This window comes from Bradyrhizobium sp. BRP56, assembly GCF_020194035.1.
GTDB lineage: Bacteria > Pseudomonadota > Alphaproteobacteria > Rhizobiales > Xanthobacteraceae > Bradyrhizobium > Bradyrhizobium australafricanum.
In genome coordinates, this window is sequence record NZ_JADYVV010000018.1 from 25,577 (window position 1) to 50,885 (window position 25,309).

Sequence of the window (25,309 nt, forward strand, 5' to 3'; positions counted from 1 at the left end):
CAGTGGTGCATGTGGCGCGATCGCAGGGACGACAGTTGTATCTGTGGCGCAACCAACGGCTTGGTTTCACCCGTTCGCCGCCTTCACCACCACGAGGTTCTCGTCCGGCGTCGCCGGGTGGCGCTTGAGGTGATCGCGGCGCAGTGCGATCTCGTCGCGGACCAATTCGTAGCCGAGCTTGAACGTGTCCATTCCGTCGCCGGAAACGGTGCCGTCGCGCAGGCCGGTCACCGCGCCGCGCAAAATCGCCTCCAGCTCGTCCTGCAATTCGTCGAGATGCTCGGTGCAAGTGGCGTGCTCGACGCGCTCGCCGATGTCGAGGATCCTGCCCGCCAGCTCGCTGGCCTTCTCCGGTGCGACACGGGTGATCTTGGTGTAGATCGCGGCGAAGATCGAGCCGATGATGCTGAGCGCGGCGGCACCGAGATACATCACGTCGCTGTAGCGATCCATGAACGACTTGGTATCGTCGTTGATGTATTCGGCGGCGCCCTGATGGGCGACGATGAAGGCGTCCTTGTCGGTCGCCGCCGGCTCGATCTTGGAGGCGAAGCCGTCGTCCAGCGCGAGCTCCGACTTGTTCTCATAGATGATGCGCGCGAGCTCGGCGGCCGTCGTCGTGGACATCGAGGATTGCGCGACCAGCAGCCATTCCAGCCCGATGGTGTCGACCTCGTCATCGGGGATCGCCGGCGAGGACGACAGCATGCCGGTCGAGACCGTCTCCTCCGAAATCGCCGGGTATTTGCGCGCCAGCGCCTTGGCCGCGTCGATCGCATTCAGCGTGAAGCCGCCGGGGCGCTTGGCATATTGCTCGTAGGTCTTGTCCTTCACGATCTTCGAGGCATGCTCGATCGCGATCACGGCGGCAAAGCCGGAGGCGAACAGCTTGTCGAAAGGCGTGTTCGGCGGCGCCTGCTGTACCCGCTGCGCCGCGTCGGGGCTGTCGGCAATCTCGAGCGCGCTGCGGACGAAATTGACGCTGTTCTCGCCGTCGCCGACGACCGCGATCCGCTTCTTCTTGAGCTCGCTCAGCGATTTGATCTTCTTGCCGCCGGGGCTGAGCACCAGCACCACGTCATGCTCGAGGATCGCGATGGCGCGGGCACGCGGCGGCACCCTTGCGTCGGTGCGCAGGATGGCAAGCGAGGCGTCGCGGCGATCGAATTGCGCCAGCGCCTTGGCGTTGTCGGGGTTCGGCGCGATCTTCAGCCGCAGCCGCGACGAATTGTTCTTCAGCACGGTGGCGAGCTTGGCGGCGAATTTCGCCTCCGGGCCGTTGGCATCGCCGACCGCGAACACCAGCGTTTCGGAATTGCGCAGCCAGAGCCGGCCGCCGATCACGGTGACCGCGCTCAGGAGCAGCGTCAGCAGGGTGAAGACGATGATCTGCGCGCGGTTGGTCTTGACGACCGGTTTGGCGACCGGAGGGCGCGACGGCGGCATCGGCGCAGGCGAGGGGGCTTCGGCACTCATGGCTGATTACCTGGCTCATCACCCGTCCGGGACGGCCCGTTGCCGCGACCCGATCGGCGCGGCGCTGCCCGGTGAATCCGTAAATGGCTATAAAAGAAAGAAAATTTCCTATGTTGCCGACGATATACCTCCCCGGGGGGAATGCAAACCGGCCGCCGGCCGTAACCTTAATCTCGGCCGGCCTGCGCCGCGATGCCACATGACCATTGCCACTATCCACGGTCGGAGCGAGATGTGATTTTCGAGGAGGCGCAGGTGCATTCCGGCGCCGGAGATGTCATAAATGAGACACGCTTCGGTTTGCGGAATTGTGCTGACGACCTGACCCGGATTTCTTGCAATCACATTCATCGAAGTAAAAGGGCGTCAGCTTGTTGTTTCCCTCCATGTCATCGTCGGTGTCGGTTGGTGCCCTGGTGGGATGGATGTTGCTTCTCACCGCAAAGCACATCATCGCCGACTTCATGCTGCAGAACGCCTGGATGGCGATCGGCAAGGACCAGAAAACCGGCTGGGCGCTGCCGCTGCTGGCGCATTGCCTGGTCCATCTCGCGGTCGCGCTGGCGCTGATCCTGGTGGTGGCGCCGCGGTTCTGGTACGTCGCCTTCATTGACTTCGTGATCCACATCATCGTCGATCGGGCCAAGGGCATCTGCGCCTCCCATTTCGGCGTGACGCTGGAATCCGGCCACCCTTGGTTCTGGACCCTGATCGGGGTCGACCAGGCGCTGCACCACCTCACCGGCTTCGCGCTGTCGATCTACATGGCCGCGAACTGAGCGGTTCGCGCGCACCTTTCCTCACATCCTGGACCAGGAAGCCAGCCGGGCCGCGACGGGCGGATGTGATTCGCGCGCAACGGGCAAGACCCTCCGGAAGCGACCGGAGGCCGTGGTTAACCTTTCGTTAGAGGATTACGCGGCATCTTCCCGATCGAGGGGGATTTGCAAATGTTTTCAAGCCGCGACGCCTTCGAGAACGATGCCTGCCCGGTTGCCGACGACCTGCTCGGCCAGATGTATCGCGCCAATCCGAACGGGCTCTCGTTGCTGGTTGCCAATGTCGCGCCCGATGTCAGGGCGAGGCTCGCGCTGTTCTGCTATCGCCGCAGCCATCTGCACGCGCTCGCGGTCGCGATCGCGTCGAGCTGCAGCGAGTGGGAGCTGGCGAATTCGGGCGGCCGTGTCGGCTCGACGCTCTACGCGCTGTCGCGCGAGCCGGCCCGCGCCGCGACCGTTTCGCATGGCGGCCGCAAGCCGATCACGCTGTCGACCAAGCCGCTGACGACCTTCGCACCGATCGTCGATGACGAGCTCGACGACGAGGACGTCAGCGACAGGGTCACGGCGTAACGTCTGTTAGATCGGCTGCGCGCTCGCGATGAGCGGCAGCCCGTGCCGGCGCCGCGCCATCGCGCATTCCGCGTCGCCCGGCTGGCAGGTCCGGCATACTTCCGGCCGCACCGCATAGACTTCGCAGCGCGTGGCCTTTCCGATCTTGCCTGACAGCGCCGAACAGCGGTCGCCCTCGCAGCGCATGCCTGATTGCCGCGCGTTGACGAATTGCGGTGGGATCAGATCGAGCTGCGCGTCGTCCTCGATGGTGAAGCGCGGCCAGTTCTCCGAATAGCTGCAGCAGGCGCCGCAGGACTGGCAGGGGCTTGCGTCGGCTGCGTCGAACGCGTTGTCGGCCATCAGGTGTCCCTCGGCGCTTCCCAGACCAGGCTGCGCCGCCAGCGCGCCCTGAGCAGGTCGCGCCGCTCCGGATATTTCTCGTCGTGATAGACCGCCGTGACCACGCGGTCGGTGCGGAAGCTGCGGAAATCCTTGCGCAGCTCGCACCAGGCGGCGAGCAGCCGCACCGCCTCGTGATAGCCGACCGCGATCGGCCAGATCGTGCGCTCAGAGTCGCGGCCATGCTCGTCGCGATAGTTCAGCGTGATCTTCTTGCCCTCATGGATCTGGCTGCGGGTCCTGACCATGTCGATGCGGTCGGGCTCCCGGTTCCAGGCCGAGCGGGCCCGGCTTGCCGGCTCCAGCACGAACGGCCGCAGTCGGTCGGGCACGGTCTCGGCGATCTTGGCCATCAGGTCCTCGGCCGCGCGCGCCAGCGCCGGATCGGCGTGGCCGACCACCCATTGTGCGCCGAGCACGCAGGCCTCGATCTCGTCGGGTGTCAGCATCAAGGGCGGCAGGTCGAATCCCTTCTCCAGGATGTAGCCCATGCCGGCCTCGCCGCGGATCGGCACCCGCTGTTCGATCAGGCTGGCGATGTCGCGATAGATCGTCCGCTTCGATGTCTCGAGCTCGGCTGCGATTGCATCGGCGGTCAAAGGCTTACGGGTGCGTCGGAGCACCTGGATGATCTGAAACAGCCGGTCGGCACGTCTCATGGCAACTCTCTCGATCGCTCTCTTGGCACGTGTCTTGTCGAGTGTCTCGGTAGCTGTTTTGGCAGCCGTCTTGACGAGTGTCTTGACGGGTCTCGTCGTCTCTCGGTGCGCAGACTTTTCTAGGTCCCGTCCGGCTGCTGCTGACAGCATGTTGGCAGCAGGTGGGGGCTATATCAGGACAACACCTCAAGTGAAGGGAATTTGTCCATGACGAATCTTGACGAACTCGGTTTCCGGCAGGCGCAAGGCTTTGCGCTGGAACAGCTGGTCACGGTCTACTCCACCTCCGGCGACCTGCGCTGGGCCCTGGTCGCGCTGATCGCACAGTCGATCAGCACGGTCTGGTCCTACGGGCGGGCACGGCTGGTCAAGCGCGTTCGCGGGGCGGTTCGCCGCCTCGCACCCGTAGGCCCGTTCGACAGTGAATGCCACTACTGCTGACACCATGCTGGCAGCAGGGGACAGCTAGCTTCAATTCACGACCACAGGCGATCGGGAGCTTCATATGATTACGCTTTTTGGCTTTGGCACGGGCTTCGGCTTGCCGGAAATCAGCCCCTTCGTGACCAAAACCGAGGTCCAGCTCAAGATGGCCGGGCTCGACTATCGCAAGGAGAAGGCGATGCCGCCGGCGTCTCCCAAGGGCCAGCTGCCGTTCATCGCCGACGACGGCGAGACGATCGCCGATTCGACCTTCATCCGCGCCCATATCGAGGGCAAATACGGCTTCGATTTCGACGCGCCGCTCAGCCTGCAGGCGCGCGCCCAGGCCTGGGCCTTCGAGCGCATGATCGAGCATCACGTCTACTGGGCGCTGGTCGGCGCGCGCTGGGTCGACGACACCAATTTCGCCAAGGGGCCCGCGCATTTCTTCGACGGCGCGCCCGACCATATGCGCGACAAGATGCGCGAGGACGCCCAGTTCCGCGTTGCCGAGAATTATCTGCTGAGCGGGCTTGGCCGTCACGGACCGGACGAAGACGTCGATCTCGCGATCCGTTCGCTGTTCGCGCTGTCGGTGCAGCTCGGCGACAAGCCGTATCTGATGGGCGATGCGCCGTGCGGCACCGATGCCACCGCGTTCGGCGCGCTGGCGGGAATCCTCACCCCGTTCTTCGATTCGCCGCTGCGCGAGCGCACCGAGAAGTTCGACAATCTCACCGCCTATGTCGGCCGGATGATGCGGCAATATTATCCGGAATTCGCCTGGGCGCCGCTGCAGCAGCAGGCGGCCTAAGCCGGCGCGGCAGGAGCGGGCTGGCCCTTCAACGCGGCGAGCTCCGCCTCGAGCTCGGCGATGCGCTGGTCGCGCGAGGCCAGCGCTGCCGCCACATCGGCCGCGTCGAATTTCTGCGGAATGTGCTGCGGGCAGTTGGTGTCCCACGCCGTGACCTTGAACAGGATCACCTGCTCGGGCCGCGCCCGGTAGCCCTGCGGCATCAGCGTGCGCGTCAGCGCCGGATCGTCCTCGACCACCTTCGCCTCGCCCCACAGCTTGACGCGGCGGCGGTGCGCGTAATCCATCACGAAGATATAGGCCTTGGCATTCTCCGAGAGATTGCCCTGGGTGATGAACTGGCGGTTGCCGCTGTAATCGGCGAACGCGATGGTGTGCTTGTCGAGCACCTTGATAAAGCCCTTCGGTCCGCCGCGATGCTGGATGTAGGGCTGGCCGTCGGCCGAGGCGGTCGCGAGATAGAAGCTGTTCACCTCGCCGAGGAAGCCGGCGAGGTTCTCGTCGATCTCGCTGCGCCAGCCGCCATGTGCCTCGACTTCGGCGTAGGTGGCGCGTGAGCCCTTGCGGGTCTGGATCGCCTTCACGGCCGGACTGAATGCGACGTCGCTCGGATAGCTTTGACCATCTGACATCGGAGCCTCCCGTGACGTCCGCCTTAAGCGGTTTGTCTTCGCCGCTTAAGATGGACATTCCTAGATCGTAAGCAATCTTGTGGATTGACACTTCACTGTTGCCGATTATGCAATAGTGCCATGGACCGGATCGACGCCATGCAGGCCTTCGTCGCGGTGGCGGACCTCGAGGGGTTTGCCCCCGCCGCCCGCAAGCTCGGCCTGTCGCCGTCCGCCATCACGCGGCTGATCGCGGCGCTGGAGGAGCGGCTCGGCGCGCGGCTGCTGCAGCGGACCACGCGGCAGGTGACGCTGACCGACGCCGGCTCGCGCTACCTGGAGCGGGCGCGCCGGATCCTCGCCGACGTCGAGGAGGCCGAGGACGCGGTGGAGAACGAGCGCACCCGCCCCGAAGGGCGCCTGGTGATCTCGGCACCGTTCGGCTTCGGGCGGCTCCATGTCAGCCCGGTGGTGAGCGCCTATCTGAAGCGCTATCCCGGCGTCGGCGTCGACCTGCGGCTGTCGGATCGCAGGATCAATCTGGTCGAGGACGGCGTCGACCTCGCGGTCAGGCTCGGGCACCTGCCGGATTCGACGCTGGTGGCGCGGCATGTCGGCCGGATGCGCCGCATCGTGGTGGCGTCGGCCGGCTATCTCAGGCGTCGCGGCGAGCCGAAGCGGCCGGCAGACCTCACCGCCCACGACACGATCCAGTTCGGCGCCATGACCGCGACACCGGATTGGCGCTTCATGGAGGATGGCCGCGAAGTCCGCATTACCCCTACGCCGCGCTTCACCAGCAACAGCTCGGACGCCGCCATCCAGTACGCCGAGCAGGACGGCGGACTGACCCGGGTGATGGCCTACCAGGCTGCCGAATCGCTGAAGGCGCGGCGGCTCCAGATCGTGCTCGCCGAGTTCGAGCAGCCGGCGGTGCCGATCCACGTCGTCTATCCGACGACGCGGCTGTTGTCGGCCAAGGTGCGGACCTTCATCGATCTCGTGACCGAGATCACCGACTGGTATTTCGACTAGCTCACCGGCGGCTTCTTCGGCACCACGCGGAAGGTGCCGTTGGCGCGCGCGATGGTCACCCCGTCGGCCTTGATCAGGCTCTGCGCGAAGCAGATCGTGCTGCCGGTCTTGATCACGTCGCTCTCGATCGCGAGCCATTGCCCGACATTGGCGGAGCCGACGAAATCGACCGCGAGCGAGATCGTCACGAACGAGGTGGTCCAGCCGGTCGCCTGGCCGCAGCTATAGCCCATCGCGTTGTCGGCAAGGGCTGCGATCAGGCCGCCATGGATCAGGCCGCGGCCGTTGGTATGCGGCCTCGCCAGCCGCAGGCCGATGATGACGGCACGCTCGGTCTTCTTTTGGTAAAGCGGCTCCCAGGGCTCGGTGAGCGGGCTCTTGCGGAACAGCGGCTCGAAGCCTTGAGGGACGTCCTCGGGAGTATCGGGGACGACTTGCGTATCGGTGCTCATCTGAAAGCTCGCATATGACGTTGGGTTGACGCCATTGAACGCGATGTCGATGACGGTTTCACCGCCTACAAAGTTTTAAACGGGATTTGCACGGCTGTTTGAATGTAGCACGGGCCCGTCGCCACATCTCCTGCTGTCATCGCACGGCTTGACCGGGCGATCCAGTATTCCAGAGACCGCACGGCATGAATCGAGAAGCCGCGGCGTACTGGATACCCCGCATGCGCGGGGTATGACGGCTGAGTGTGTAACGGAGAGGTTGCTCGACGAAAGAAACAGCGAGCTCGCCTAGAACGGCAGCCCCACGTAATTCTCCGCCAGCGAGGTCGACGCCGCCTTCGAGCCGACGAGGTAGTCGAGCTCGGCGATCTGGATGCGCGCGGCGAATTCGCCCTCGTCGGGGAATTTGTGCAGCATCGAGGTCATCCACCAGGAGAAGCGCACCGCCTTCCAGACCCGCGCCAGCGCGCGTCCCGAATAGGCATCGATGCCGGCGGAGGATTTCTCGTCGTAGTATTCGCGCAGCGCCTGCGACAGATAATGCACGTCGCTGGCGGCAAGGTTGAGGCCCTTGGCACCGGTCGGCGGCACGATGTGCGAGGCGTCGCCCGCCAGGAACATGCGGCCGAACCGCATCGGCTCGGCGACGAAGCTGCGCAGCGGCGCGATACTCTTTTCGATCGAGGGGCCGGTGACGATCTCGTCGGCGGCCTTCTGGTCGAGGCGCCGCTTCAATTCGTCCCAGAACCGCTCGTCCGACCATTGGTCGACATGATCGTCGAGCGGGCACTGCACGTAATAGCGGCTGCGGTGGGACGAGCGCATCGTGCACAGCGCAAAGCCGCGCTCGTGGTTGTTGTAGATCAGCTCCGGCGAGACCGGCGGCGTCTCCGAGAGGATGCCGAGCCAGCCGAACGGATACACCCGTTCGTAGCTGGTGATCGCCGACGCCGGCACGCTGGCGCGGCTGATGCCGTGGAAGCCGTCGCAGCCGGCGATGAAGTCGCAGGCGATCTCGTGGGTGACGCCGTCCTTGACGTAGCTGACGCGCGGATGATCGGTATCGAAATCAAGCGGCTTGACGTTGGCCGCCGAGTAGATCGAGGTCAGGCCGGCCGCCTTGCGGGCATTCATCAGGTCGAGCGTGACCTCGGTCTGGCCGTAGATGGTCACGGTCTTGCCGGTCGAACCATGCAGGTCGATGCGGTGCCGTGCGCCGCCGAACGCCAGTTCGAGACCGTGATGGACGAGGCCCTCCTGGTGCAGCCGGGCAGCGGCGCCGACGCTCTCGAGCAGCGACACGGTGCCTTCCTCGAGCAGCCCGGCGCGAATCCGCCCCAGCACATAGTCCGGGGTCTGCCGCTCAAGAATGATGTTGTCTACGCCGAAAGTATGAAGTAGTTGCCCAAGCAACAGTCCGGCCGGACCTGCACCAATGATTGCTACTTTTGTCCGCAATACCTTGTCCTCCCGATCGGATAGGCTTTTAGCCGGTGCCCGCGCCGGCAACTTGCCAAGGCAACTATATCATATAACGGTTTTGGCAAGGCGGATTTGCGCGGGACCCGCGCGTTCGCCGCAGCGCAAGATGCGGTGGCGCGGGACCGGGCGGAGGGTGCGACGAGGCGTCCGCCCGCCGGATTTCATCTTGAATATCCGCGCGAATTAGATAACATGTTAAGTAATGAGCCGGGCACCAAGCCCGTCCTGGAGAGGAGGAGACGTGATGAGGAAGACAATGTTGGCGGTGTTGATGGCCGCCGCCATCGTGCCGGCCGCGGGACCTGCCGTCGCGCAGGACAAGACCGTCAATCTCAAAGTGTCGCTATGGGTGCCGCCGGCGCATCCGCTGGTGCCCGCGACCCAGGCCTGGGCCGCCGACATCGAGAAGGCATCGGGCGGCACCATCAAGGTCACCGTGTTTCCGTCCGAGCAACTCGGCAAGGCGTTCGACCATTACGACATGGCGCGCGACGGCATCGCCGACGTTACCTATGTCAATCCTGGCTATCAGCCCGGCCGTTTCCCGATCGCGGCCGCCGGGCAGCTTCCGTTCACCTTCTCCGACGGCAAGAAGGGCACGCTGGCGCTGAACGAGTGGTATCACAAATATGCGCCGACCGAGATGAAGGACACCAAGCTGTGCTTCGCCTTCATCCACGATCCGGGCGCGCTGCACGGCAAGAAGAAGATCGTGCTGCCGAGCGACCTCTCCGGCGTCAAGGTGCGTCCCGCGCAGAGCACCATCGGCGAGATGGTGAAGATGTTCGGCGGCACCAATGTGCAGGCCTCCGCGCCGGAATCGCGCGACGCGATCGAGCGCGGCGTGGCCGACGAGATCACCTTCCCCTGGGGCTCGATCTTCCTGTTCGGCATCGACAAGGTGGTGAAGTACCACATGGACGTGCCGCTCTATTCGACGGTGTTCACCTACAACATGAACCTCGCCAAATATAATTCGATGTCGGCTGCCCAGAAGAAGGTGATCGACGATCACTGCACGCCGGAATGGGCCTCCAAGGTCACCGACCCCTGGACCGATTTCGAAGCCAATGGCCGCACCAAGATGAAGGCGCTGGAAGGCCACGAGGTCTATCCGCTGACTTCGGATCAGCTCGCCGAGTGGAAGAAGGCGGTCAAGCCGCTGCGCGACAGCTGGGCCGAGGCGGTGAAAAAGGCCGGCGGCGATGCGGCAAAGATCGACGCCGATCTGCAGGCCACGCTGAAGAAGTTCGAGGCGGGGATCTGATCCCGCTCCCCTTCACCTCTCCCCGCTTGCGGCGAGAGGTCGGATCGCATCGTCAGATGCGATCCGGGTGAGGGGGTACAGGTCTCACCGCATTCACGACTCGTGGAAGCAGCCCCTCACCCCAACCCTCTCCCCGCAAGAGCGGGGGAGAGGGAGCTCATCGAAGCAACGCATGACGCAATCTGCCGAAGTTTCCCAAGACGGCGCGATCACCGGCCCACCCGAGCCGGCGCGCAAGAATTTCATGGATCGCTTCATCGATTCGATCGAATGGGTCGCGGCCTTCTTCGTTGGCGTCGTCGCGCTCAACACCTTCACCGCGGTGTTCATGCGCAAATTCTTCGCGGTGACGATCCCCGACTACTACAATTTCGGCCAGTTCCTGCTCGGCATCCTGATCTTCTGGGGAATTGCGGCGACCAGCTATCGCGGTACCCACATTACCGTGGATCTGGTCTGGGCCAATGCCTCGCCGCGCTACCAGCGCTGGATCGACATCTTCGCGACGCTGGTGCTGCTGTTCGTGGTGAGCGTGCAGACCTACACGCTGGTCGACAAGGTGATCGACACCAGGAACAGCCATATCGTCACCATGGATCTTGGCGTGCCGGTCTGGCCGTTCTTCCTGGTGTCGTGGATCGGCGACGTCTCCGCGGTGCTGCTGATCGCGATCCGCACCTACCGCCTGATCTTCCATCCGGAAGATATCCATGATGCCAAGATCAAGACCGCGGAGTAGACGGCCATGAGTCTCGACCTCAGTCCCGAGACCGTCGCCGTCATCGGCTTTGTCAGCCTGTTCGTGCTGATGCTGCTCCGTGTCCCCGTCGGCATGGCGATGGGTCTCGTCGGCATCACCGGCTTTGGCTATCTCACCGGCTTCGCGCCGGCGCTCAAGCTGGTCGGCCAGACCACGATGCGTACGGTGACGGATTATTCCTTCGGCGTGATCCCGATGTTCCTGCTGATGGGCGCCTTCGTGTCGGTCTCGGGCATCAGCCGCGAGCTGTTCCGCGCCGCCAACACCTTCGTCGGCCATTGGAAGGGCGGGCTCGGCATTGCGACCATCGCAGCCTGTGGCGGCTTCGCCGCGATCTCGGGCTCGTCGGTCGCGACCGCCGCGACCTTCTCGGCCGTCGCCTATCCCGAGATGCGCCGCTTCGGCTATCCGCAATCATTCGCCGCCGGCGTGATCGCGGTCGGCGGCACGCTCGGAGCGATGCTGCCGCCGTCCACCGTGCTCGCGGTCTACGGCATCATCACCCAGCAGGACATCGGCAAGCTGTTCATCGCGGGCGTGGTGCCGGGCCTGCTCGCGATCCTGATGCACATGATCACGATCGGCATCATCGGCGTGACGAGGCCCGGCTTCCTGCCGGCGGGAAAGAAGGCGTCGTGGCACGAGCGCTTCGTCGCGCTGCGTGACGTCTGGTCGCCGCTGCTGTTGTTCCTGTTCGTGATCGGTGGGCTCTATGGCGGCTTCTTTGTCCCGACCGAAGCCGGCGCGGTCGGCGCGGTGGGCGCCTTCATCATCGGTATCCTCCGTGGCAAGCTGACCAGGGAAGGCATCTTGCAATCGCTGCTGCAGGCGACGCGCACCGCTGCCGCCGTGTTCACGGTGCTGATCGGCGCGCTCTGCTTCGGCTATTTCCTCACCATCACCCAGACGCCGCAGCACGTCACCGAATTTCTCACCGGGCTCGGCATCGGCCCCTATGGCGTGCTGGCGCTGATCCTCCTGATGTATCTGGTGCTCGGCTGCCTGATGGACGCGATGGCGATGGTGATCCTCACCGTGCCGATCGTGTTTCCGGTGGTGACCGCGCTCGGCTTCGATCCGATCTGGTTCGGCATCATCATCGTCATGACGGTCGAGCTCGGCCTGATCCATCCGCCGGTCGGCATGAACGTGTTCGTGATCAAGAGCGTCATCAAGGACGTCAACATGTCGACGATCTTTGTCGGGGTGCTGCCGTTCGTCATCACCGATCTGATCCGACTGGTGATCCTGATCCTGTTCCCGCTGCTTGCGACCTGGCTTCCGCAGCGCATGATTGGTTAGGCCTATGAATCCCGAGCTTGAGACCAGATACGTCTTCACCATCACCGCCCGGATCGCGGAGGTGACGTCCGCCGGCGACATCGGCACCGGCGTCCGCCGCATCATTCCGATCATCGGCGGCGAGGTGAAGGGCGAGAAGATCAACGGCAAGGTGCTGGCGTTCGGTGCGGACTTCCAGATCATCCGGCCCAATGAGCTGATCGAGCTGGAGGCGAAATATGCGTTCGAGACCGACGACGGCGCCGTCGTCTATGTCGAGAACAAGGGCATCCGCTTCGGGCCGGTCGAGCTGTTGCAGAAGCTGAAGCGCGGCGAGCCGGTCGACCCGAAGCTGATCTATTTCCGCACCGTGCCGAAATTCGAAACCGGCGCCGAGAACTACCGTTGGCTGATGCAGCACATCTTCGTCGGCTCCGCCGCCCGCCACGCTGACCGGGTCGTGATCGACGTGCATCAGGTGCTTTAGCTTTCGCACTCTTGCCGTCTCACCTGCCGGGAGGGGGCGCGCGTATCAACTCCATCACCGTCACCCTGAGGAGGCCGCGCAGCGGCCGTCTCGAAGGGTCGACGGCCACCACCCGGGCCGTGCATCCTTCGAGGCCCGCTTGCGCGTGCACCTCAGGATGACGGAATCGACAGCCTGGCGCGCCCATATTGACTCTCCCGCTAATCGTTATAAAACATAACTATTCTGAACGGGAAACAATAAACGCCATGGGAAACGCTGCCGGCGAGGGAGACGCTTCGCTGCTCAGGATCGAGACGCGAGGGGCGGTGCTGACGGTCGGGCTGAACCGTCCCGCCAAGCGCAATGCGCTGAACGATGGCATCATCCTGGCGCTGCGGGATTGCTTTTCCGCGATACCGGATGCGGTCGGCGCCGTCGTCATCCACGGCATCGGCGATCACTTCTCGTCCGGCCTCGATCTCTCCGAACTGACCGAGCGCGACGCCACCGAGGGCCTGGTGCATTCCCAGATGTGGCATCGCGTGTTCGACCGCATCCAGTATTGCCGCGTGCCTGTGATCGCCGCACTGAAGGGCGCGGTGATCGGCGGCGGGCTGGAGCTGGCTTGCGCCGCGCATATCCGGGTCGCCGAGCCGTCGGCCTATTTCGCGCTGCCCGAGGGCCAGCGCGGCATCTTCGTCGGCGGCGGCGGATCGGTGCGGCTGCCGCGCCTGATCGGCGTGCCGCGGATGGCGGACATGATGCTGACCGGGCGGGTCTATTCGGCGACCGAGGGCGCCGCCTACGGCTTCTCGCAATACCTTACCGAGGCCGACGGCGCGCTGCCGAAAGCGCTGGAGCTGGCCGAGCGCGTCGCCACCAATGCGCCGCTGACCAATTTCGCCGTGTTGCAGGCGCTGCCGATGATCGCCGAGGCCAATCCGCAGACCGGCCTGTTGATGGAATCGCTGATGGCGACGGTGGCGCAGAGCGACAAGGAAGCCAAGAAGCGCATCCGCGCGTTTCTTGATCGCAAGACCGCCAAGGTGAAGCCGACATGAGTGCCGCGCCGTCTGCACCCGCCAGCACCGCGCATCCGCTGCGCCCGATCTCGTTCGGCAATCCCGACGTCACCGTCGAGCGCCGCGACGACGGCACGATCTATCTCCGACCAAAGCTCAGCCTCGCCGATTTTCCGGTTCGTCTCACCGATCGCCTGCACCACTGGGCGATGGCCGAGCCGAACCGCGTGTTCATGGCCGAGCGCGCCGCCGGTGGCGGCTGGCGGCAAATCACCTACGCGCAATTGCTCGAGGCTATCAGGCGCATCGCCTCCGCCTTGATCGCGCGCGGATTGTCGGCCGAGCAGCCGATCGTGATCCTGTCGGGCAATTCGATCGATCATGCCCTGATGGCGCTCGGCGCGCTCTATGCCGGCGTTCCGTTCTGCCCGGTGTCGCCGGCCTATTCGCTGGTGTCGCGCGACTATGGCAAGCTCAGCTTCGTCATCAAGCTTCTGACGCCGGGCCTCATCTTTGTCGACGATGCCGATAAATTCGCCGACGCGCTGCGTGCCAATGTCGGATCCGATGTCGAGATCGCCGCGAGCCGCGGCACCGTGCCCGGCCGTGAGGTGACGCGCCTTGCCGGTCTCTTGGCGACGCCGGAAGACCCGCGCCTCGATGCGACCCATGCAGCAATCGGTCCGGACACGATCGCGAAATTCCTGCTGACGTCGGGGTCGACCGGCAATCCCAAGGCCGTCATCAATACCCAGCGCATGATCTGCGCCAACCAGGTGATGCTGCGCGAGACGCTCGCGTTTCTCAAGGACGAGCCGCCTGTGATCGTCGACTGGTTGCCGTGGAATCACACCTTTGGCGGCAACCACAATGTCGGGCTGACGCTCTATAACGGCGGCTCGATGTATCTCGACGAGGGCAAGCCGATGCCCGGCGGCATCGAGGAGACGGTGCGTAACCTGCGCGAGATCTCGCCGACGGTCTATTTCAACGTGCCCAAAGGCTATGAATCGCTGCTGCCCTATCTGCGCGACGACGCCGGTCTGCGGGCAAGATTCTTCGACCGGTTGCATGCGATGTTCTTCTCGGGTGCCGCGCTGTCGCCGTTCATCTGGAACAGCCTCGATGCGCTCGCCGTGCAGGAGAAGGGCTATCGCGTGCCCATGCTGACCGGCCTCGGCGCCACCGAGACCTCGCCGTTCTTCATGTCGGTGCGTCCCGATACCAGCCGCTCCGGCCATGTCGGGCTTCCGGTGTCGGGCAATGATGCGAAGCTCGTTCCGAACAACGGCAAGCTTGAGGTCCGCGCCAAGGGCCCGAACGTGACGCCGGGCTACTGGCGGCAGCCCGAGCTGACCGCCAAGGCGTTCGATGAGGAAGGCTTCTACAAGTTCGGCGACGCGCTGAAGCCCGCCGACGCTGGTGATCTCGATGCCGGTTTCGATTTCGACGGCCGCATCGCCGAGGATTTCAAGCTGGCGAGCGGCACCTGGGTCAGCGTCGGCCCGTTGCGGGCGCGTTTCGTCGGCACCTGCGCGCCGCTGGTGCGCGACGTCGTGATCGCAGGGCTCAACCGCGACGAGCTCGCCGCGATCGTGATCCTCGATCTCGATGGCTGCCGCCTGATCAATCCGCAGCTCGCCTCTGGCGACATCGCGGCCGCGGCCAATGATCCGCTGGTGCGGGCGGCCTTCCGCGAGCGCTTCGCGCGGGTCCTTGCCGGCGCTACCGGCTCGTCGAACCGAATCGCGCGCGCGATCCTGCTCGACACGCCGCTGTCGATCGATCGCGGCGAGGTCACCGACAAGGGCTCGATCAACCAGCGCGCGGTGCTGGAGCATCGCACGGACATCATCGAAGCGCTTTATGCGCCGGTGCCGCCGGCATCGGTGATCACACTCGTCTAGTTCTCGAACAGGAGAAAGCCATGCAGTTGAAGGACCAGGCCGCCATCGTCACCGGCGGTGCATCGGGATTGGGCGCTGCGACCGCGCGCCGTCTCGCCGCGCAGGGCGCCAAGGTCGCGGTCTGCGATCTCAACGCCAAGCTCGCCGAGAGCGTCGCGGCCGAGATCGGCGGCATTCCCGTCGTCTGCGACGTCGCCGATGCGGCGGCCGCCGAGGCCGCGGTGGCCGCCGCCGCCAAGGCGCACGGCCCGGCGCGCGTGCTGGTGAACTGCGCCGGTATCGGTGTGGCAAAACGCGTGATCGGCCGCGAGGGGCCAATGGCCCTGGCCGACTTCGACAAGGTGATCAAGGTCAATCTGATCGGCTCGTTCAACATGCTGCGGCTTGCGACCGCTGACATGGCCAAGCTTGAGCCGCTCGCAACCGGCGAGCGCGGCGTCGTGATCTCGACGGCGTCGGTCGCGGCCTATGACGGCCAGATCGGGCAGGCGGCCTATTCGGCATCGAAGGGCGGCATCGTCGCGATGACGCTGCCGATCGCGCGCGAGCTCGCGCAATTCGGCATCCGCGTTCTGACTATCGCGCCCGGCCTGTTCATGACGCCCTTGCTGGCCGGCCTGCCGCAGGAAGCGCAGGATTCGCTCGCCGCCGCGATCCCGTTCCCGCGCCGGCTCGGCCAGGCCGACGAGTTCGCCTCGCTGGCGCTGCACATGATCGACAACCCCTATCTGAACGGCGAAGTGGTGCGGCTCGATGCCGCGCTCCGGATGGCGCCGCGCTGAAGCATGATCCGGAAGAGCACGAACGCCCTTCCGGATCGCTCATGCTCGATCGAGGATAACCATGTTCGTCAATCGGCGCGACGTGCAGATCCAATGGGGCGATTGCGACCCCGCCAACATCGTCTACTACCCGCGCTACTTCGCGATGTTCGACGACTCAACCTCGATCATGTTCGAGGCCGCCGGCTATTCGAAGCAGGACCTCGTCCACAAATACGGCCTGGTCGGCATTCCCATGGTCGACACGCGGGCGAAATTCCACATCCCGTCGACCCATGGCGACTGGATTACCATCGAGAGCCAGGTCGAGAGCATCAAGCGCTCGAGCTTCGAGGTGGCGCACCGCGTGTTCAAGGGCGAGGCGTTGGCGATCGAGGCGTTCGAGACCAGGGTGCTGGTCGGCCGCCACCCGGACGATCCCGCCAAGCTGAAATCGGCACCGTTTCCGCAGGAGATCATTGACCGCTTCATGAAGGGCTGACTTGCACCCCTTCATGGCTCGACTTTCGGAGCATGATCCTCTCGGAAAACCGGTTTCCACTTTTCCGGATCATGCTCTAAAGAAGGGGCTGAATTGGCCCGCAAAACCGGTTTAAACCCAAAAAACTTAACTGCAGGGAGGAATGAATGAGGAAGGCCACTCTCGTCGCCGCGGCGCTCGCAGCAGCCATCGCGCTGCCGGGCGCGCCCGCACTGGCGCAGACCAATGAAATCACCATCGGCATCTCGATCTCGACCACGGGGCCCGCCGCGGCGCTCGGCATTCCCGAGCGCAACGCGCTCGATTTCGTGCCGAAGGAGATCGGCGGCGTACCGCTGAAGCTGATCGTGCTCGACGACGGTGGCGATCCGACGGCCGCGACCACCAACGCGCGGCGCTTCGTCACCGAGTCCAAGGCCGACATCATCATGGGCTCCTGCACCACGCCGCCGTCGATCGCGGTGTCGACGGTCGCCAACGAGGCCGGCATCCCGCATTTCGGCCTCGCGCCGTTCCCGATCAACGAGGCGCGCATGAAGTGGTCGGTCGACCTGCCGCAGTCGATTCCGATCATGGGCAAGGTGCTCTACGAGCACATGAAGGCGCACAACATCAAGACCGTCGGCTATATCGGCTATTCGGATTCCTACGGCGATCTCTGGGTCAACGACTTCAAGGCGCAGGCCGTGCCGATGGGCCTGACCATGACCGACGAGGAGCGCTTCGCGCGTCCGGATACCTCGGTCGCGGGCCAGGTGCTGAAGCTCGTCGCCGCCAATCCCGATGCCATCCTCGTCGGTGCTTCCGGCACCGCCGCGGCGCTGCCGCAGACCGCGCTGCGCGAGCGCGGCTACAAGGGTCTGATCTACCAGACCCACGGCGCCGCCAGCATGGACTTCATCCGCATCGCCGGTGCGGCCGCGGAAGGCGTCATCATGTCGGCCGGCCCGATCATGTCGCCGGAAACCCAGCCCGACAGCGCGCTGACCAAGAAGCCCGGCCTCGCGCTGAATACGGCCTATGAAGCCAAGTACGGCGCCAACAGCCGCAGCCAGTTCGCCGGCCACTCGTACGATGCCTTCGAGGTGATGAAGCGCATCATCCCGGTGGCGCTGAAGACCGCCAAGCCCGGCACGCCGGAATTCCGCGAGGCGATCCGCAAGGCCTTCATCTCCGAGAAGGAGATCGTCGCGACCCAGGGCGTCTACAACTGGACCGAAAAGGATCGCTACGGCCTCGACGACCGTTCGCGTATCCTGCTGACGGTCAAGGACGGCAAATACGTCCCGGCGATGTAAGCTGGACGCAATCTATGAAACGAAGAAGCCGGTCCCGATAAAGGGCCGGCTTTTTCATCAGTGAAGTAAGGGTGACGGCGCCTAAATCGCACTCTCGCCTTCGTGCTGGAAGCCGAGATAGCTCGCGGCGACGCCCTTGTTGGCGGCGATCTCCGTCGCGGGGCCTGACAGCACGAACTCGCCGAGCTCCATGACATAGGCGCGGTCGGCGATCTGCAATGCGGCTTGGGCGTTCTGCTCGACCAGCAGCACCGAGACGCCGGCGGCGCGGAGCTCGCCGACGATGCGGAAGATGTCGGCGACGATGATCGGGGCGAGGCCGAGGCTCGGCTCGTCCAGCATCAAGAGCTTCGGCGCGCCCATCAGCGCGCGGCCCATCGCCAGCATCTGCTGCTCGCCGCCGGACAGCGTGCCGGCAAGCTGCTTGCGCCGCTCCTTGAGCCGCGGAAACAGCGTGTAGACCCGCTCCAGCGACGCCGCCGCGACGGCCTTCGCAATCCGGAAGGCGCCGAGCTCGAGATTGTCCTCGACATTCATGGTGCCGAACAATTCGCGATGCTCGGGCACCAGGCTGAGGCCGGTGGCGACGCGGTCCTCGATATCGAGCGGCGCCATGTCGACGCCGGCGAAGCTGGTGCGACCCTTCAGCGGCAGCACGCCCATGATGGCGTTGAGCAAGGTGGTCTTGCCGGCGCCGTTGGCGCCGATGATGGTGACGATCTCGTTCTGGGCGACGTCGAGCGAAACGCCGCGCACCGCCTCGACCTTGCCGTAGGAGATGTGGACGTCGGTCACCGATAGCAGCGCACTCATGCGGCGGCTCCGAGATAGGCCTTGATCACGTCGGGATTGCGCTTGATCGCCGCCGGCGTGCCCTCGGCGATCTTGGTGCCGAAATCCAGCACTACGATGCGGTCGGCGAGATCCATCACGAACCCCATGTCGTGCTCGACCAGCAGCACCGACATGCCGCCGTCGCGCAATTGCCGGAGCAGCGCGGCGAGCCGCTGCTTCTCCATGTGGCGCAGGCCGGCGGCCGGCTCATCGAGCAGCAGCAGCATCGGATCGACGCACAGCGCGCGGGCGATCTCGACGATGCGCTGCTGTCCGAGCGACAGCGAGCCCGCCAGCTGGTCGATCTGGTCTGACAGGCCGACGCGCGCGATCTGCCGCGCGGCTTCCGCCAGCAGCCTCGCCTCATCGGCGCGGTCGAGCCGCAGCATGCTGGAGATCGCGCCGGAATTGCCGCGCAGATGCGCGCCGATCGCGACATTCTCCAGCACGGTCATGTCGGGCACCAGCTTGACGTGCTGAAAAGTCCTGGAAACACCCAGCTTGACCACCTCCTGCGGTGGAGCGTTCGCGACCTCGTTGCCGAGCACGGAGATCTTGCCGCTGGTTGCGGTCAGGACACCGGTGATCAAATTGAAGGTCGTGCTCTTGCCGGCGCCGTTCGGGCCGATCAGCGCGACGATCTCGCGGGCGTTGACGTCGAACGAGACGTCGTTGACCGCGAGCACGCCGCCGAACTGCTTGCGCGCCTTGTCGATGTGCAGAAGGATCGGAGACGTTCCTGGCGCCCGTTCGCGGTGCTCCAGCTTCACGGACGTGTCCGGGGTCTTGCGGGCGGGCTTGAACGGCAGCCGCGACATCAGCCAGGGCCAGACGCCCTGGGGCGCGAGCTGCAGCAGCAGCACCAGCATGATGCCGAACACGATGGTCTCGAGCTGGCTCTGGCCGCCGAAGATGTAGGGCAGGTAGCTCTGCAGCACCTCCTTGAGGATCACGACGATGCCGGCGCCGAGCACGCCGCCCCAGACGTAGCCGGCGCCGCCGACCACGGCGATGAACAGATACTCGATGCCGGCCTGCGCGCCGAACGGCGTTGGGTTGGCGGCGCGCTGGAAATGCGCATAGAGCCAGCCGGACAGGCCGGCCAGCACCGCGGCATAGATGAACACCAACAGCTTGGCGCGGGGCGTCTGCACGCCGAACGCTTCCGCCGCAACATGGCCGCGCCGCAAGGCGCGGATCGCGCGCCCGGTGCGGGAGTCCAAGAGGTTCATGGTGAGCAGCGCGGACAGCAGCACCGCGACCCAGATCGCGTAGTAGATCGCATCCGGGCTCAGCATCTTGAACGAGCCGATCGACAGCGGGGGAATGCCGGAGATGCCGTCGTTGCGGCCGAGGAATTCGAGCTTGCTGAACAGATAGAACAGCCCGATGCCCCAGGCGATGGTGCCGAGCGGCAGATAATGGCCGGATAGCCGTACCGTGACGATGCCGAGCAGCACGGCGGCGATGCCGCTGACCAAGAGCGAAGCCGGCAGCGTCAGCCAGGGCGAGACGCCGTGGGCGGTGGTCAGCACCGCCGTGGTGTAGGCGCCGAACCCGCAGAACGCGGCCTGGCCGAACGAGGTCAGGCCGCCGACGCCGGTGAGCAGCACGAGGCCCATCGCGACCAGCGCGGCGAGGCCGATATTGTCGAGCAGCACGATCCAGAACGGCGGGATGCCCGGGACAAGCGGAATCACCGCCATCACGAGCGCGAAGATGATGAGGGGAAGGCGCTGCGCCATCGCGCTCAATCCTTCTCTTCTTCGACCTCGGGCGCCGCGAGCGAGCGCAACACGAGCACGGGGAGGATCAGCGTGAACACGATGACTTCCTTGAAATTGCTGGCGTAGAACGATGAGAAGGCCTCGACGATGCCGACCACGATGGCGGCGACCGCGGTCAGGGGATAGCTGACCAGGCCGCCGATGATGGCGGCGATGAAGCCCTTCAGGCCGATCAGGAAACCGGTGTCGTAATAGAGCGTCGTGATCGGCACGATCAGGATGCCGGAGATCGCGCCGATGACGGAGGCGAGCAGGAACGCGATCTGGCCGGACAGCGTGGTGCGGATGCCGACCAGGCGGGCGCCGAGGCGGTTGACCGCGGTGGCGCGCAGCGCCTTGCCGGTCTTGGTGTAGCCGAAGAACAGCCACAGGGCGACGATGAAGCCGATCGTCAGGCCGTAGACCGCAAGGCTCTGCCCGGTGAAGCGCAGCGGGCCGGCGGTCACTGCGGCATTCGACAGCGCAGGCGCGCGCAGGCCTTCGGCGCCGAAGAACACCAGGCCGAGGCCCTGTAGCGCCAGATGGCAGCCGACCGAGGCGATCAGCAGCACCAGCACGGAGGTGTGCGCGATCGGCTGGAACGCGATGCGGTAGAGGAACAGCCCGATCGCCGCCACGATCAGGAGCGCGAGCGCGATGTTGACGGCGATCGGCGTGCCGGGACCGACCAGCGCGTAAATCAGACCGAGCAGCGCGACGGGAAAGGCGATGTTGAGCGCGACCGAGCGGATCACCAGCCGCGCATGCAGCGCGTTGCGGGCGAAGAACAGGTCGAGGGCGAAGGCGACGAGGCCCATCGCGACCGCAAGCCGCGCTGTGCCGGGCACCTGGCCGGTCGCCAGCATGGCGTAGCTCAGCGCGCCGTAGGTGACGAATTCGCCCTGCGGGATCAGGATCACCCGCGTGACCGCGAACACCAGCACCAGGGCCAGCCCCAGCAGTGCGTAGATCGCGCCATTGGTGATGCCGTCCTGCAGCAGGAACAGCATGATCGTTGTGTTCAAGGCCGAGCGCTCCCCCTCAAGCGTCGGACCGCCTCAACCGGTCGTGCCGGTCAGGTCGGCCGATATCGGCTGTTGAAAGCTGCCGACATTTGATATAGTCCATAACAATTATTAGATATAATCTCAAGGTCCCCGAGTGTCGTGCGGGATTCTTGTACCGGGATTGCGAGCCTGGAGCGATGACTGTTTCCAAGACCGCCACCGATGCCCTCCGTTCGTCGCGGGCCCTGCGCAGGGAACCGACCGATTCTGCCGGGGACGATAGCATGCTGCAACTGGGCGAACTGTCCGGATTGCTCGGCTATTCGTTGAAGCGCGCGCAGCTCAGGGTATTCGAGGACTTCCTGCGCTGCGTCGCGCCGCTGCAGCTGACGCCGGCGCAGTTCTCGGTGCTGCTTCTGCTCGACAAGAATCCGGGCCGCAACCAGACCGAGATCGCCAACACGCTCGGGATCCTCAGGCCGAATTTCGTCGCGATGCTCGACGCGCTGGAGAGCCGCGACCTTTGCGCGCGGATGCGCTCCACCAACGACCGCCGTTCCCACATCCTCGTCCTGACCGACAAGGGCCGCGCCGTGCTGGCACGCGCCAAGAAGCTGGTCGCCAACAAGCACGAGGCGCGGCTGATCGAGGTGCTCGGTCCAGCCAACCACGCCGCGCTGCTGGAGATGCTGGCGAAGCTCGCGCAGGAGTTTTGAGAGAGCGCGACGGCCCGTCCGCTCGCAATGACGCGTTGGGTTGACACATATCCGGCATGCGGGCGTCGCCAGGCGGCGAACCATCGCGGTCTAAAGCTTGTAGCCGATGTTCCGCAGCAGATCCTTCCGCCACGCAATGTCGGCGTCGGTTTCGACACCCAGCGGCGAGGCGCCATCCACCACGCCGAGCACGCCGCGCCCGAGCTCCGTCTGCGCGACGATCACCTGTGTTGGATTGGCCGTCGAGCAATAGATGCGGCAGACCTCCGGCACTGCGCGCACCGCCGGCAGCACGTTGACGGGAAAGAACCCGTCGCCGAGGAAAATCAGGAAGGTGTGACCGGCGCCGATCGCCAATGCGTTGTCGCGTGCCAGGGCGAGCGAGGCGTCGTCGTTACCGGAGCAGCGCACCAACCGCTTGCCGGAGGCCTCGCAGAAAGCCAACCCGAAGCGGATGCGCGGAACCGTGCCCACCAGCGCTTCGTGAAGGTCTTCCACGGTCTTGATGAAATGCGACTGGCCGAAGATGAAGTTGGTCTCATCCGGCTTGACGATGGGCACCACGGTGAGTTCCATGGCTTCGCTCCTGCACGCGAACTCCCCAATCCATGGTAGGCCGTCGGAGGGCGTTTGCAAGCGGCCACAGGCGCTCAAATGTGCCGGCTGTCTGCTTCGGCTCACGCCGACCAGCGTCCGTACTCACGACGGCTCTCAAGGGGGACCGGAAATCGCCGGGAGGTTGCGCGCCGAAGGGCGGCAATTGTGGTATCCTCCGTCAAGCGCGATGGCCCGTATGTTGCCCGGCCCCTCGCAAATGGCCGCGAAGCTACCGAGCGTTGCTAACGGATCTGACGGGAGTGCTTCCGGGGGCTTGAGGAGGATCAACGCCGTGAAGCGGGACTTCGACCTCATCGTCTATGGCGCGACGGGTTACACCGGGGGTCTCATCGCCGAATATCTGGCGAAATCCTATCGCGGCGACGATGCTCCGTCCTGGGCAATTGCGGGACGCTCGACCGACAAACTCCAGAAAGTGCGTGCCGACATCGGCGCACCGGACGATTTGCCGTTGGTGAAGGCAGATGCCGCCGAGCCGGCCAGCCTGCGTTCGATGTGCGAGCGCGCGACCGTGGTCGTCACCACGGTCGGGCCCTATCAGCTTCACGGTCCCGAGCTAGTGGCGGCATGCGCGGCCACCGGCACGGCCTATGTTGATCTTTGCGGCGAACCGGGCTGGATGCGGGGTATGATCGACGCCCATCACGAAGAGGCAAAACGGACCGGCGCGCGCATCGTCTTCTCCTGTGGCTTCGATTCCATCCCGTTCGATCTCGGTGTGCTCACGTTGCAGGAGAAGGCGCGCGAGAAATTCGGACGCCCGGCGCGGCGGGTGAAGGCCCGTCTACGCAAGGTGAGGGGTGGCATGTCTGGCGGCACCGCGGCGAGCGCTCAGGCGACGCTGGCCGCCGCGGCACGCGACCCGGCCCTGATCCGGCTGCTGACCGATCCCTTCGCGTTGACGCCGGGCTTCACTGGGCCGTCTCAGCCGTCGGGCCTCGTCCCTGAATATGACACGAGCATGCACGCGTGGCTCGTGCCGTTCCCGATGGCGCCGATCAACACCAAGAACGTGCACCGCACGAACTTCCTGTTGGGCCATCCCTACGGCAGGGACTTCGTTTATGACGAGATGATGGTGGCGCCGGGACTTGGGGACATCGCGAGCGTGACGACGGAGACGTTCGCCACGGTGGTGTCCTTGTTCGGGACCGGCGGTCTCAAACGCGGCGCAGGCCCGACCCGGGAAGCGCGCGAGAGGGGCTTCTACGACATCTTCTTTCTGGGCGAGGTGCCGGATGGCGGACGGGTCGAAGCCGTTGTCACCGGCGACCGCGATCCGGGCTATGGCTCGACCAGCAAGATGATCACCGAAAGCGCTCTCTGCGTCGTGCGCGATGTGCAGGGCGAGGGCGGCATCTGGACGCCGGGCGCGCTGATGGGGCCGGCCTTGCGCAAGCGTCTAAAGGAGCGCGCCGGCCTCACCTTCAGTGCGCGTTGAGGTCACGCAGTCGGCAGGTATAGCAGCCCGTTCGGCTAAAAAAGCGACTAGAGCATTTTCGGTTCTGATTGAATCAGAACCGAAGCTCTAGATTCTTGTTTTGACGCGTTTTCTTCACGCGAACCGGTGCCCACTTCGCTCGAAAACGCTCTAGAGGGCGATCATACGATCTTCCGCTACGATACTTGAGCTTGGCTCCGACTCTTCTGCTTGCAAGGAAGGCAGCCCTAATCCAGGGCCAAGCAATTGACGGCAGCGAAGCAGCGCCGCAAATCCGGACAGTGCGTCGAGACTGGTCCGAAGCAGCATCGGTAACTCGCTCGGCTGTTTCATTGTCGCACGGACCAGCGCGGCGAGATCGATCGTTCCGTTTGCACGCACTGCGGACAGGGCGGCGGCAGGAAGCTGCCGACCGGCCGGATCCATGATCACGCGGACGGCAGTCATAGGGAGGCCGCGCGCCGCAGCGACACTCGCCGCCACATGGGATTCGTTATCGACCGCCAGCGCGCCTGTACTCATATGCAGCGAGCGCTTCGCTTCTGGATGCATAGCGTCCGTGGTCACACCAGCAATAGGGCCATAAATCGAACCGGGGATGAGTCGAAGCAAGGCTTGCGACCAGTCCCGATCAGTGAAGAGCTGAATCGTTTCCGAAACGATCGTCGATGCTACGACGCATGCGCCTGCCGGGAGGTGGGGCGAAAGGCCGCCCGCGACGCCAAAGCTGATGAGACCGTAGCAATCCTCAGCAATTGCCGACGCGAGAGACTCCGCGAGCGTGCTGCCATCGCCACTGCAGATCGCCTGCGTATGCAGGTCTGCAGCGATCCGCGCCTCAAATGCAAGTCCCGTGACTCCAATCACCGCTGCCATGAGTCCGCTCCCCGGATGCCGCGCTGGACGGCGGGTGTCCGCGCATGCGGGTCGTATCAGGAGTGTTCTGCTCCAACGCCAAATCGCAAATGACTAACG

At 64.9% G+C, this 25,309-nt stretch carries 27 protein-coding genes; 16 read left to right on the forward strand and 11 right to left on the reverse strand.

The window, feature by feature from the left end:
• Window positions 1-66 precede the first annotated feature (66 nt).
• Window positions 67-1,476 carry a TAXI family TRAP transporter solute-binding subunit gene (locus tag I6F38_RS15075; protein ID WP_225160895.1) on the reverse strand — a complete coding sequence of 470 codons (1,410 nt, stop codon included), beginning with the start codon at window positions 1,474-1,476 and terminating at the stop codon, window positions 67-69.
• Between the two features lie 425 nt (window positions 1,477-1,901).
• On the opposite strand from I6F38_RS15075, the gene I6F38_RS15080 reads away from it, so the two are divergent.
• A complete protein-coding gene (locus tag I6F38_RS15080) occupies window positions 1,902-2,255 on the forward strand; it encodes a DUF3307 domain-containing protein (RefSeq protein ID WP_016847469.1) in 354 nt (117 codons plus the stop codon).
• Between the two features lie 171 nt (window positions 2,256-2,426).
• Window positions 2,427-2,828, forward strand: a complete 402-nt coding sequence (locus tag I6F38_RS15085) for a hypothetical protein (protein ID WP_016847470.1) — start codon at window positions 2,427-2,429, stop codon at window positions 2,826-2,828.
• A gap of 6 nt (window positions 2,829-2,834) precedes the next feature.
• On the opposite strand, the gene I6F38_RS15090 is transcribed toward I6F38_RS15085, so the two are convergent.
• Together I6F38_RS15090 and I6F38_RS15095 are read right to left on the reverse strand one after the other, a co-directional pair.
• Entirely contained in the window at window positions 2,835-3,170 is a 336-nt protein-coding gene (locus I6F38_RS15090; protein ID WP_225160896.1) for a YkgJ family cysteine cluster protein, read from the reverse strand.
• Window positions 3,170-3,868, reverse strand: coding sequence for a YafY family protein (locus I6F38_RS15095; RefSeq protein ID WP_028336549.1), 699 nt, complete (start codon window positions 3,866-3,868; stop codon window positions 3,170-3,172). Before I6F38_RS15095 ends, I6F38_RS15090 begins: the two co-directional genes overlap by 1 nt.
• 207 nt (window positions 3,869-4,075) lie before the next feature.
• Here I6F38_RS15095 and I6F38_RS15100 point away from each other — a divergent pair, with 207 nt between their 5' ends.
• Both I6F38_RS15100 and I6F38_RS15105 read left to right on the forward strand, forming a co-directional pair.
• Window positions 4,076-4,309: a hypothetical protein gene (locus I6F38_RS15100; protein ID WP_225160897.1), complete on the forward strand. Its 234-nt coding sequence runs from the start codon at window positions 4,076-4,078 to the stop codon at window positions 4,307-4,309.
• Between the two features lie 64 nt (window positions 4,310-4,373).
• The gene (locus tag I6F38_RS15105; RefSeq protein ID WP_038384864.1) at window positions 4,374-5,105 is read left to right on the forward strand and encodes a glutathione S-transferase family protein; all 732 of its coding nucleotides are present in this window, start codon (window positions 4,374-4,376) and stop codon (window positions 5,103-5,105) included.
• Here I6F38_RS15105 and I6F38_RS15110 read toward each other — a convergent pair.
• Window positions 5,102-5,737, reverse strand: coding sequence for a pyridoxamine 5'-phosphate oxidase family protein (locus tag I6F38_RS15110; protein WP_225160898.1), 636 nt, complete (start codon window positions 5,735-5,737; stop codon window positions 5,102-5,104). The two genes, I6F38_RS15105 and I6F38_RS15110, sit on opposite strands and share 4 nt — an antisense overlap.
• Window positions 5,738-5,857: 120 nt before the next feature.
• Between I6F38_RS15110 and I6F38_RS15115 the strand changes: the two genes are divergently transcribed.
• The gene (locus I6F38_RS15115) at window positions 5,858-6,751 is read left to right on the forward strand and encodes a LysR family transcriptional regulator (RefSeq protein ID WP_225160899.1); all 894 of its coding nucleotides are present in this window, start codon (window positions 5,858-5,860) and stop codon (window positions 6,749-6,751) included.
• Here the strand turns inward: I6F38_RS15115 and I6F38_RS15120 are convergent.
• Window positions 6,748-7,203, reverse strand: coding sequence for a PaaI family thioesterase (locus I6F38_RS15120; RefSeq protein ID WP_225160900.1), 456 nt, complete (start codon window positions 7,201-7,203; stop codon window positions 6,748-6,750). The genes I6F38_RS15115 and I6F38_RS15120 overlap by 4 nt on opposite strands.
• Window positions 7,204-7,491: 288 nt before the next feature.
• Window positions 7,492-8,661, reverse strand: coding sequence for a 4-hydroxybenzoate 3-monooxygenase (gene pobA, locus I6F38_RS15125; protein WP_225160901.1), 1,170 nt, complete (start codon window positions 8,659-8,661; stop codon window positions 7,492-7,494).
• A gap of 268 nt (window positions 8,662-8,929) precedes the next feature.
• Between pobA and I6F38_RS15130 the strand changes: the two genes are divergently transcribed.
• The 9 genes from I6F38_RS15130 (at window position 8,930) to I6F38_RS15170 (ending at window position 17,952) form a co-directional block, all read left to right on the forward strand.
• Window positions 8,930-9,952 (forward strand): TRAP transporter substrate-binding protein, encoded by a 1,023-nt coding sequence (locus I6F38_RS15130; protein WP_076832508.1) that lies wholly within the window; start codon window positions 8,930-8,932, stop codon window positions 9,950-9,952.
• Window positions 9,953-10,124: 172 nt separating this feature from the next.
• Window positions 10,125-10,691 (forward strand): TRAP transporter small permease, encoded by a 567-nt coding sequence (locus I6F38_RS15135; protein WP_057015996.1) that lies wholly within the window; start codon window positions 10,125-10,127, stop codon window positions 10,689-10,691.
• 6 nt (window positions 10,692-10,697) lie between these two features.
• Window positions 10,698-12,014, forward strand: coding sequence for a TRAP transporter permease (locus I6F38_RS15140; RefSeq protein ID WP_028336540.1), 1,317 nt, complete (start codon window positions 10,698-10,700; stop codon window positions 12,012-12,014).
• A gap of 4 nt (window positions 12,015-12,018) precedes the next feature.
• Window positions 12,019-12,480 carry a DUF3237 domain-containing protein gene (locus I6F38_RS15145; RefSeq protein WP_225160902.1) on the forward strand — a complete coding sequence of 154 codons (462 nt, stop codon included), beginning with the start codon at window positions 12,019-12,021 and terminating at the stop codon, window positions 12,478-12,480.
• 248 nt (window positions 12,481-12,728) lie between these two features.
• Complete coding sequence (locus I6F38_RS15150) at window positions 12,729-13,523, forward strand: crotonase/enoyl-CoA hydratase family protein (RefSeq protein ID WP_225160903.1); 795 nt, start codon at window positions 12,729-12,731, stop codon at window positions 13,521-13,523.
• Complete coding sequence (locus I6F38_RS15155; RefSeq protein ID WP_225160904.1) at window positions 13,520-15,391, forward strand: feruloyl-CoA synthase; 1,872 nt, start codon at window positions 13,520-13,522, stop codon at window positions 15,389-15,391. The genes I6F38_RS15150 and I6F38_RS15155 overlap by 4 nt, the downstream gene beginning before the upstream one ends.
• A 20-nt stretch (window positions 15,392-15,411) precedes the next feature.
• The gene (locus tag I6F38_RS15160; protein WP_028339085.1) at window positions 15,412-16,173 is read left to right on the forward strand and encodes an SDR family NAD(P)-dependent oxidoreductase; all 762 of its coding nucleotides are present in this window, start codon (window positions 15,412-15,414) and stop codon (window positions 16,171-16,173) included.
• 61 nt (window positions 16,174-16,234) lie between these two features.
• Window positions 16,235-16,654, forward strand: coding sequence for a thioesterase family protein (locus I6F38_RS15165; RefSeq protein WP_225160905.1), 420 nt, complete (start codon window positions 16,235-16,237; stop codon window positions 16,652-16,654).
• Window positions 16,655-16,800: 146 nt separating this feature from the next.
• The gene (locus I6F38_RS15170; RefSeq protein ID WP_092085353.1) at window positions 16,801-17,952 is read left to right on the forward strand and encodes an ABC transporter substrate-binding protein; all 1,152 of its coding nucleotides are present in this window, start codon (window positions 16,801-16,803) and stop codon (window positions 17,950-17,952) included.
• 81 nt (window positions 17,953-18,033) lie between these two features.
• Here the strand turns inward: I6F38_RS15170 and I6F38_RS15175 are convergent, their stop codons facing one another.
• Genes I6F38_RS15175 through I6F38_RS15185 form a run of 3 tightly spaced genes read right to left on the reverse strand, consistent with a single transcriptional unit; the run spans window position 18,034 to window position 21,577 of the window.
• Window positions 18,034-18,765, reverse strand: coding sequence for an ABC transporter ATP-binding protein (locus I6F38_RS15175; protein ID WP_057016004.1), 732 nt, complete (start codon window positions 18,763-18,765; stop codon window positions 18,034-18,036).
• A complete protein-coding gene (locus I6F38_RS15180) occupies window positions 18,762-20,531 on the reverse strand; it encodes a branched-chain amino acid ABC transporter ATP-binding protein/permease (protein ID WP_225160906.1) in 1,770 nt (589 codons plus the stop codon). The genes I6F38_RS15175 and I6F38_RS15180 overlap by 4 nt, the downstream gene beginning before the upstream one ends.
• A gap of 5 nt (window positions 20,532-20,536) precedes the next feature.
• The gene (locus I6F38_RS15185) at window positions 20,537-21,577 is read right to left on the reverse strand and encodes a branched-chain amino acid ABC transporter permease (RefSeq protein ID WP_028336532.1); all 1,041 of its coding nucleotides are present in this window, start codon (window positions 21,575-21,577) and stop codon (window positions 20,537-20,539) included.
• 179 nt (window positions 21,578-21,756) lie between these two features.
• On the opposite strand from I6F38_RS15185, the gene I6F38_RS15190 reads away from it, so the two are divergent.
• The gene (locus I6F38_RS15190) at window positions 21,757-22,275 is read left to right on the forward strand and encodes a MarR family transcriptional regulator (protein WP_225160907.1); all 519 of its coding nucleotides are present in this window, start codon (window positions 21,757-21,759) and stop codon (window positions 22,273-22,275) included.
• 90 nt (window positions 22,276-22,365) lie between these two features.
• Here I6F38_RS15190 and I6F38_RS15195 read toward each other — a convergent pair whose 3' ends face one another.
• On the reverse strand, window positions 22,366-22,851 hold the full coding sequence (locus tag I6F38_RS15195; protein WP_076832491.1) for an adenosine-specific kinase: 486 nt from the start codon (window positions 22,849-22,851) through the stop codon (window positions 22,366-22,368).
• A 313-nt stretch (window positions 22,852-23,164) separates the two neighbouring features.
• Between I6F38_RS15195 and I6F38_RS15200 the strand changes: the two genes are divergently transcribed.
• Complete coding sequence (locus I6F38_RS15200; protein WP_225160908.1) at window positions 23,165-24,334, forward strand: saccharopine dehydrogenase NADP-binding domain-containing protein; 1,170 nt, start codon at window positions 23,165-23,167, stop codon at window positions 24,332-24,334.
• 150 nt (window positions 24,335-24,484) lie between these two features.
• Here the strand turns inward: I6F38_RS15200 and I6F38_RS15205 are convergent, their stop codons facing one another.
• Window positions 24,485-25,210, reverse strand: a complete 726-nt coding sequence (locus I6F38_RS15205; protein WP_225160909.1) for an adenosylhopane nucleosidase — start codon at window positions 25,208-25,210, stop codon at window positions 24,485-24,487.
• Window positions 25,211-25,309 lie beyond the last annotated feature (99 nt).

What these genes read in the sequence shown, in the direction of transcription:
- I6F38_RS15075 (WP_225160895.1), bottom strand. Translation starts at nt 1,476, where the DNA reads ATGAGTGCCGAAGCCCCCTCGCCTGCGCCGATGCCGCCGTCGCGCCCT.
- I6F38_RS15080 (WP_016847469.1), top strand. Translation starts at nt 1,902, where the DNA reads ATGTTGCTTCTCACCGCAAAGCACATCATCGCCGACTTCATGCTGCAG.
- I6F38_RS15085 (WP_016847470.1), top strand. Translation starts at nt 2,427, where the DNA reads ATGTTTTCAAGCCGCGACGCCTTCGAGAACGATGCCTGCCCGGTTGCC.
- I6F38_RS15090 (WP_225160896.1), bottom strand. Translation starts at nt 3,170, where the DNA reads ATGGCCGACAACGCGTTCGACGCAGCCGACGCAAGCCCCTGCCAGTCC.
- I6F38_RS15095 (WP_028336549.1), bottom strand. Translation starts at nt 3,868, where the DNA reads ATGAGACGTGCCGACCGGCTGTTTCAGATCATCCAGGTGCTCCGACGC.
- I6F38_RS15100 (WP_225160897.1), top strand. Translation starts at nt 4,076, where the DNA reads ATGACGAATCTTGACGAACTCGGTTTCCGGCAGGCGCAAGGCTTTGCG.
- I6F38_RS15105 (WP_038384864.1), top strand. Translation starts at nt 4,374, where the DNA reads ATGATTACGCTTTTTGGCTTTGGCACGGGCTTCGGCTTGCCGGAAATC.
- I6F38_RS15110 (WP_225160898.1), bottom strand. Translation starts at nt 5,737, where the DNA reads ATGTCAGATGGTCAAAGCTATCCGAGCGACGTCGCATTCAGTCCGGCC.
- I6F38_RS15115 (WP_225160899.1), top strand. Translation starts at nt 5,858, where the DNA reads ATGGACCGGATCGACGCCATGCAGGCCTTCGTCGCGGTGGCGGACCTC.
- I6F38_RS15120 (WP_225160900.1), bottom strand. Translation starts at nt 7,203, where the DNA reads ATGAGCACCGATACGCAAGTCGTCCCCGATACTCCCGAGGACGTCCCT.
- I6F38_RS15130 (WP_076832508.1), top strand. Translation starts at nt 8,930, where the DNA reads ATGAGGAAGACAATGTTGGCGGTGTTGATGGCCGCCGCCATCGTGCCG.
- I6F38_RS15135 (WP_057015996.1), top strand. Translation starts at nt 10,125, where the DNA reads ATGACGCAATCTGCCGAAGTTTCCCAAGACGGCGCGATCACCGGCCCA.
- I6F38_RS15140 (WP_028336540.1), top strand. Translation starts at nt 10,698, where the DNA reads ATGAGTCTCGACCTCAGTCCCGAGACCGTCGCCGTCATCGGCTTTGTC.
- I6F38_RS15145 (WP_225160902.1), top strand. Translation starts at nt 12,019, where the DNA reads ATGAATCCCGAGCTTGAGACCAGATACGTCTTCACCATCACCGCCCGG.
- I6F38_RS15150 (WP_225160903.1), top strand. Translation starts at nt 12,729, where the DNA reads ATGGGAAACGCTGCCGGCGAGGGAGACGCTTCGCTGCTCAGGATCGAG.
- I6F38_RS15155 (WP_225160904.1), top strand. Translation starts at nt 13,520, where the DNA reads ATGAGTGCCGCGCCGTCTGCACCCGCCAGCACCGCGCATCCGCTGCGC.
- I6F38_RS15160 (WP_028339085.1), top strand. Translation starts at nt 15,412, where the DNA reads ATGCAGTTGAAGGACCAGGCCGCCATCGTCACCGGCGGTGCATCGGGA.
- I6F38_RS15165 (WP_225160905.1), top strand. Translation starts at nt 16,235, where the DNA reads ATGTTCGTCAATCGGCGCGACGTGCAGATCCAATGGGGCGATTGCGAC.
- I6F38_RS15170 (WP_092085353.1), top strand. Translation starts at nt 16,801, where the DNA reads ATGAGGAAGGCCACTCTCGTCGCCGCGGCGCTCGCAGCAGCCATCGCG.
- I6F38_RS15175 (WP_057016004.1), bottom strand. Translation starts at nt 18,765, where the DNA reads ATGAGTGCGCTGCTATCGGTGACCGACGTCCACATCTCCTACGGCAAG.
- I6F38_RS15180 (WP_225160906.1), bottom strand. Translation starts at nt 20,531, where the DNA reads ATGGCGCAGCGCCTTCCCCTCATCATCTTCGCGCTCGTGATGGCGGTG.
- I6F38_RS15190 (WP_225160907.1), top strand. Translation starts at nt 21,757, where the DNA reads ATGACTGTTTCCAAGACCGCCACCGATGCCCTCCGTTCGTCGCGGGCC.
- I6F38_RS15195 (WP_076832491.1), bottom strand. Translation starts at nt 22,851, where the DNA reads ATGGAACTCACCGTGGTGCCCATCGTCAAGCCGGATGAGACCAACTTC.
- I6F38_RS15205 (WP_225160909.1), bottom strand. Translation starts at nt 25,210, where the DNA reads ATGGCAGCGGTGATTGGAGTCACGGGACTTGCATTTGAGGCGCGGATC.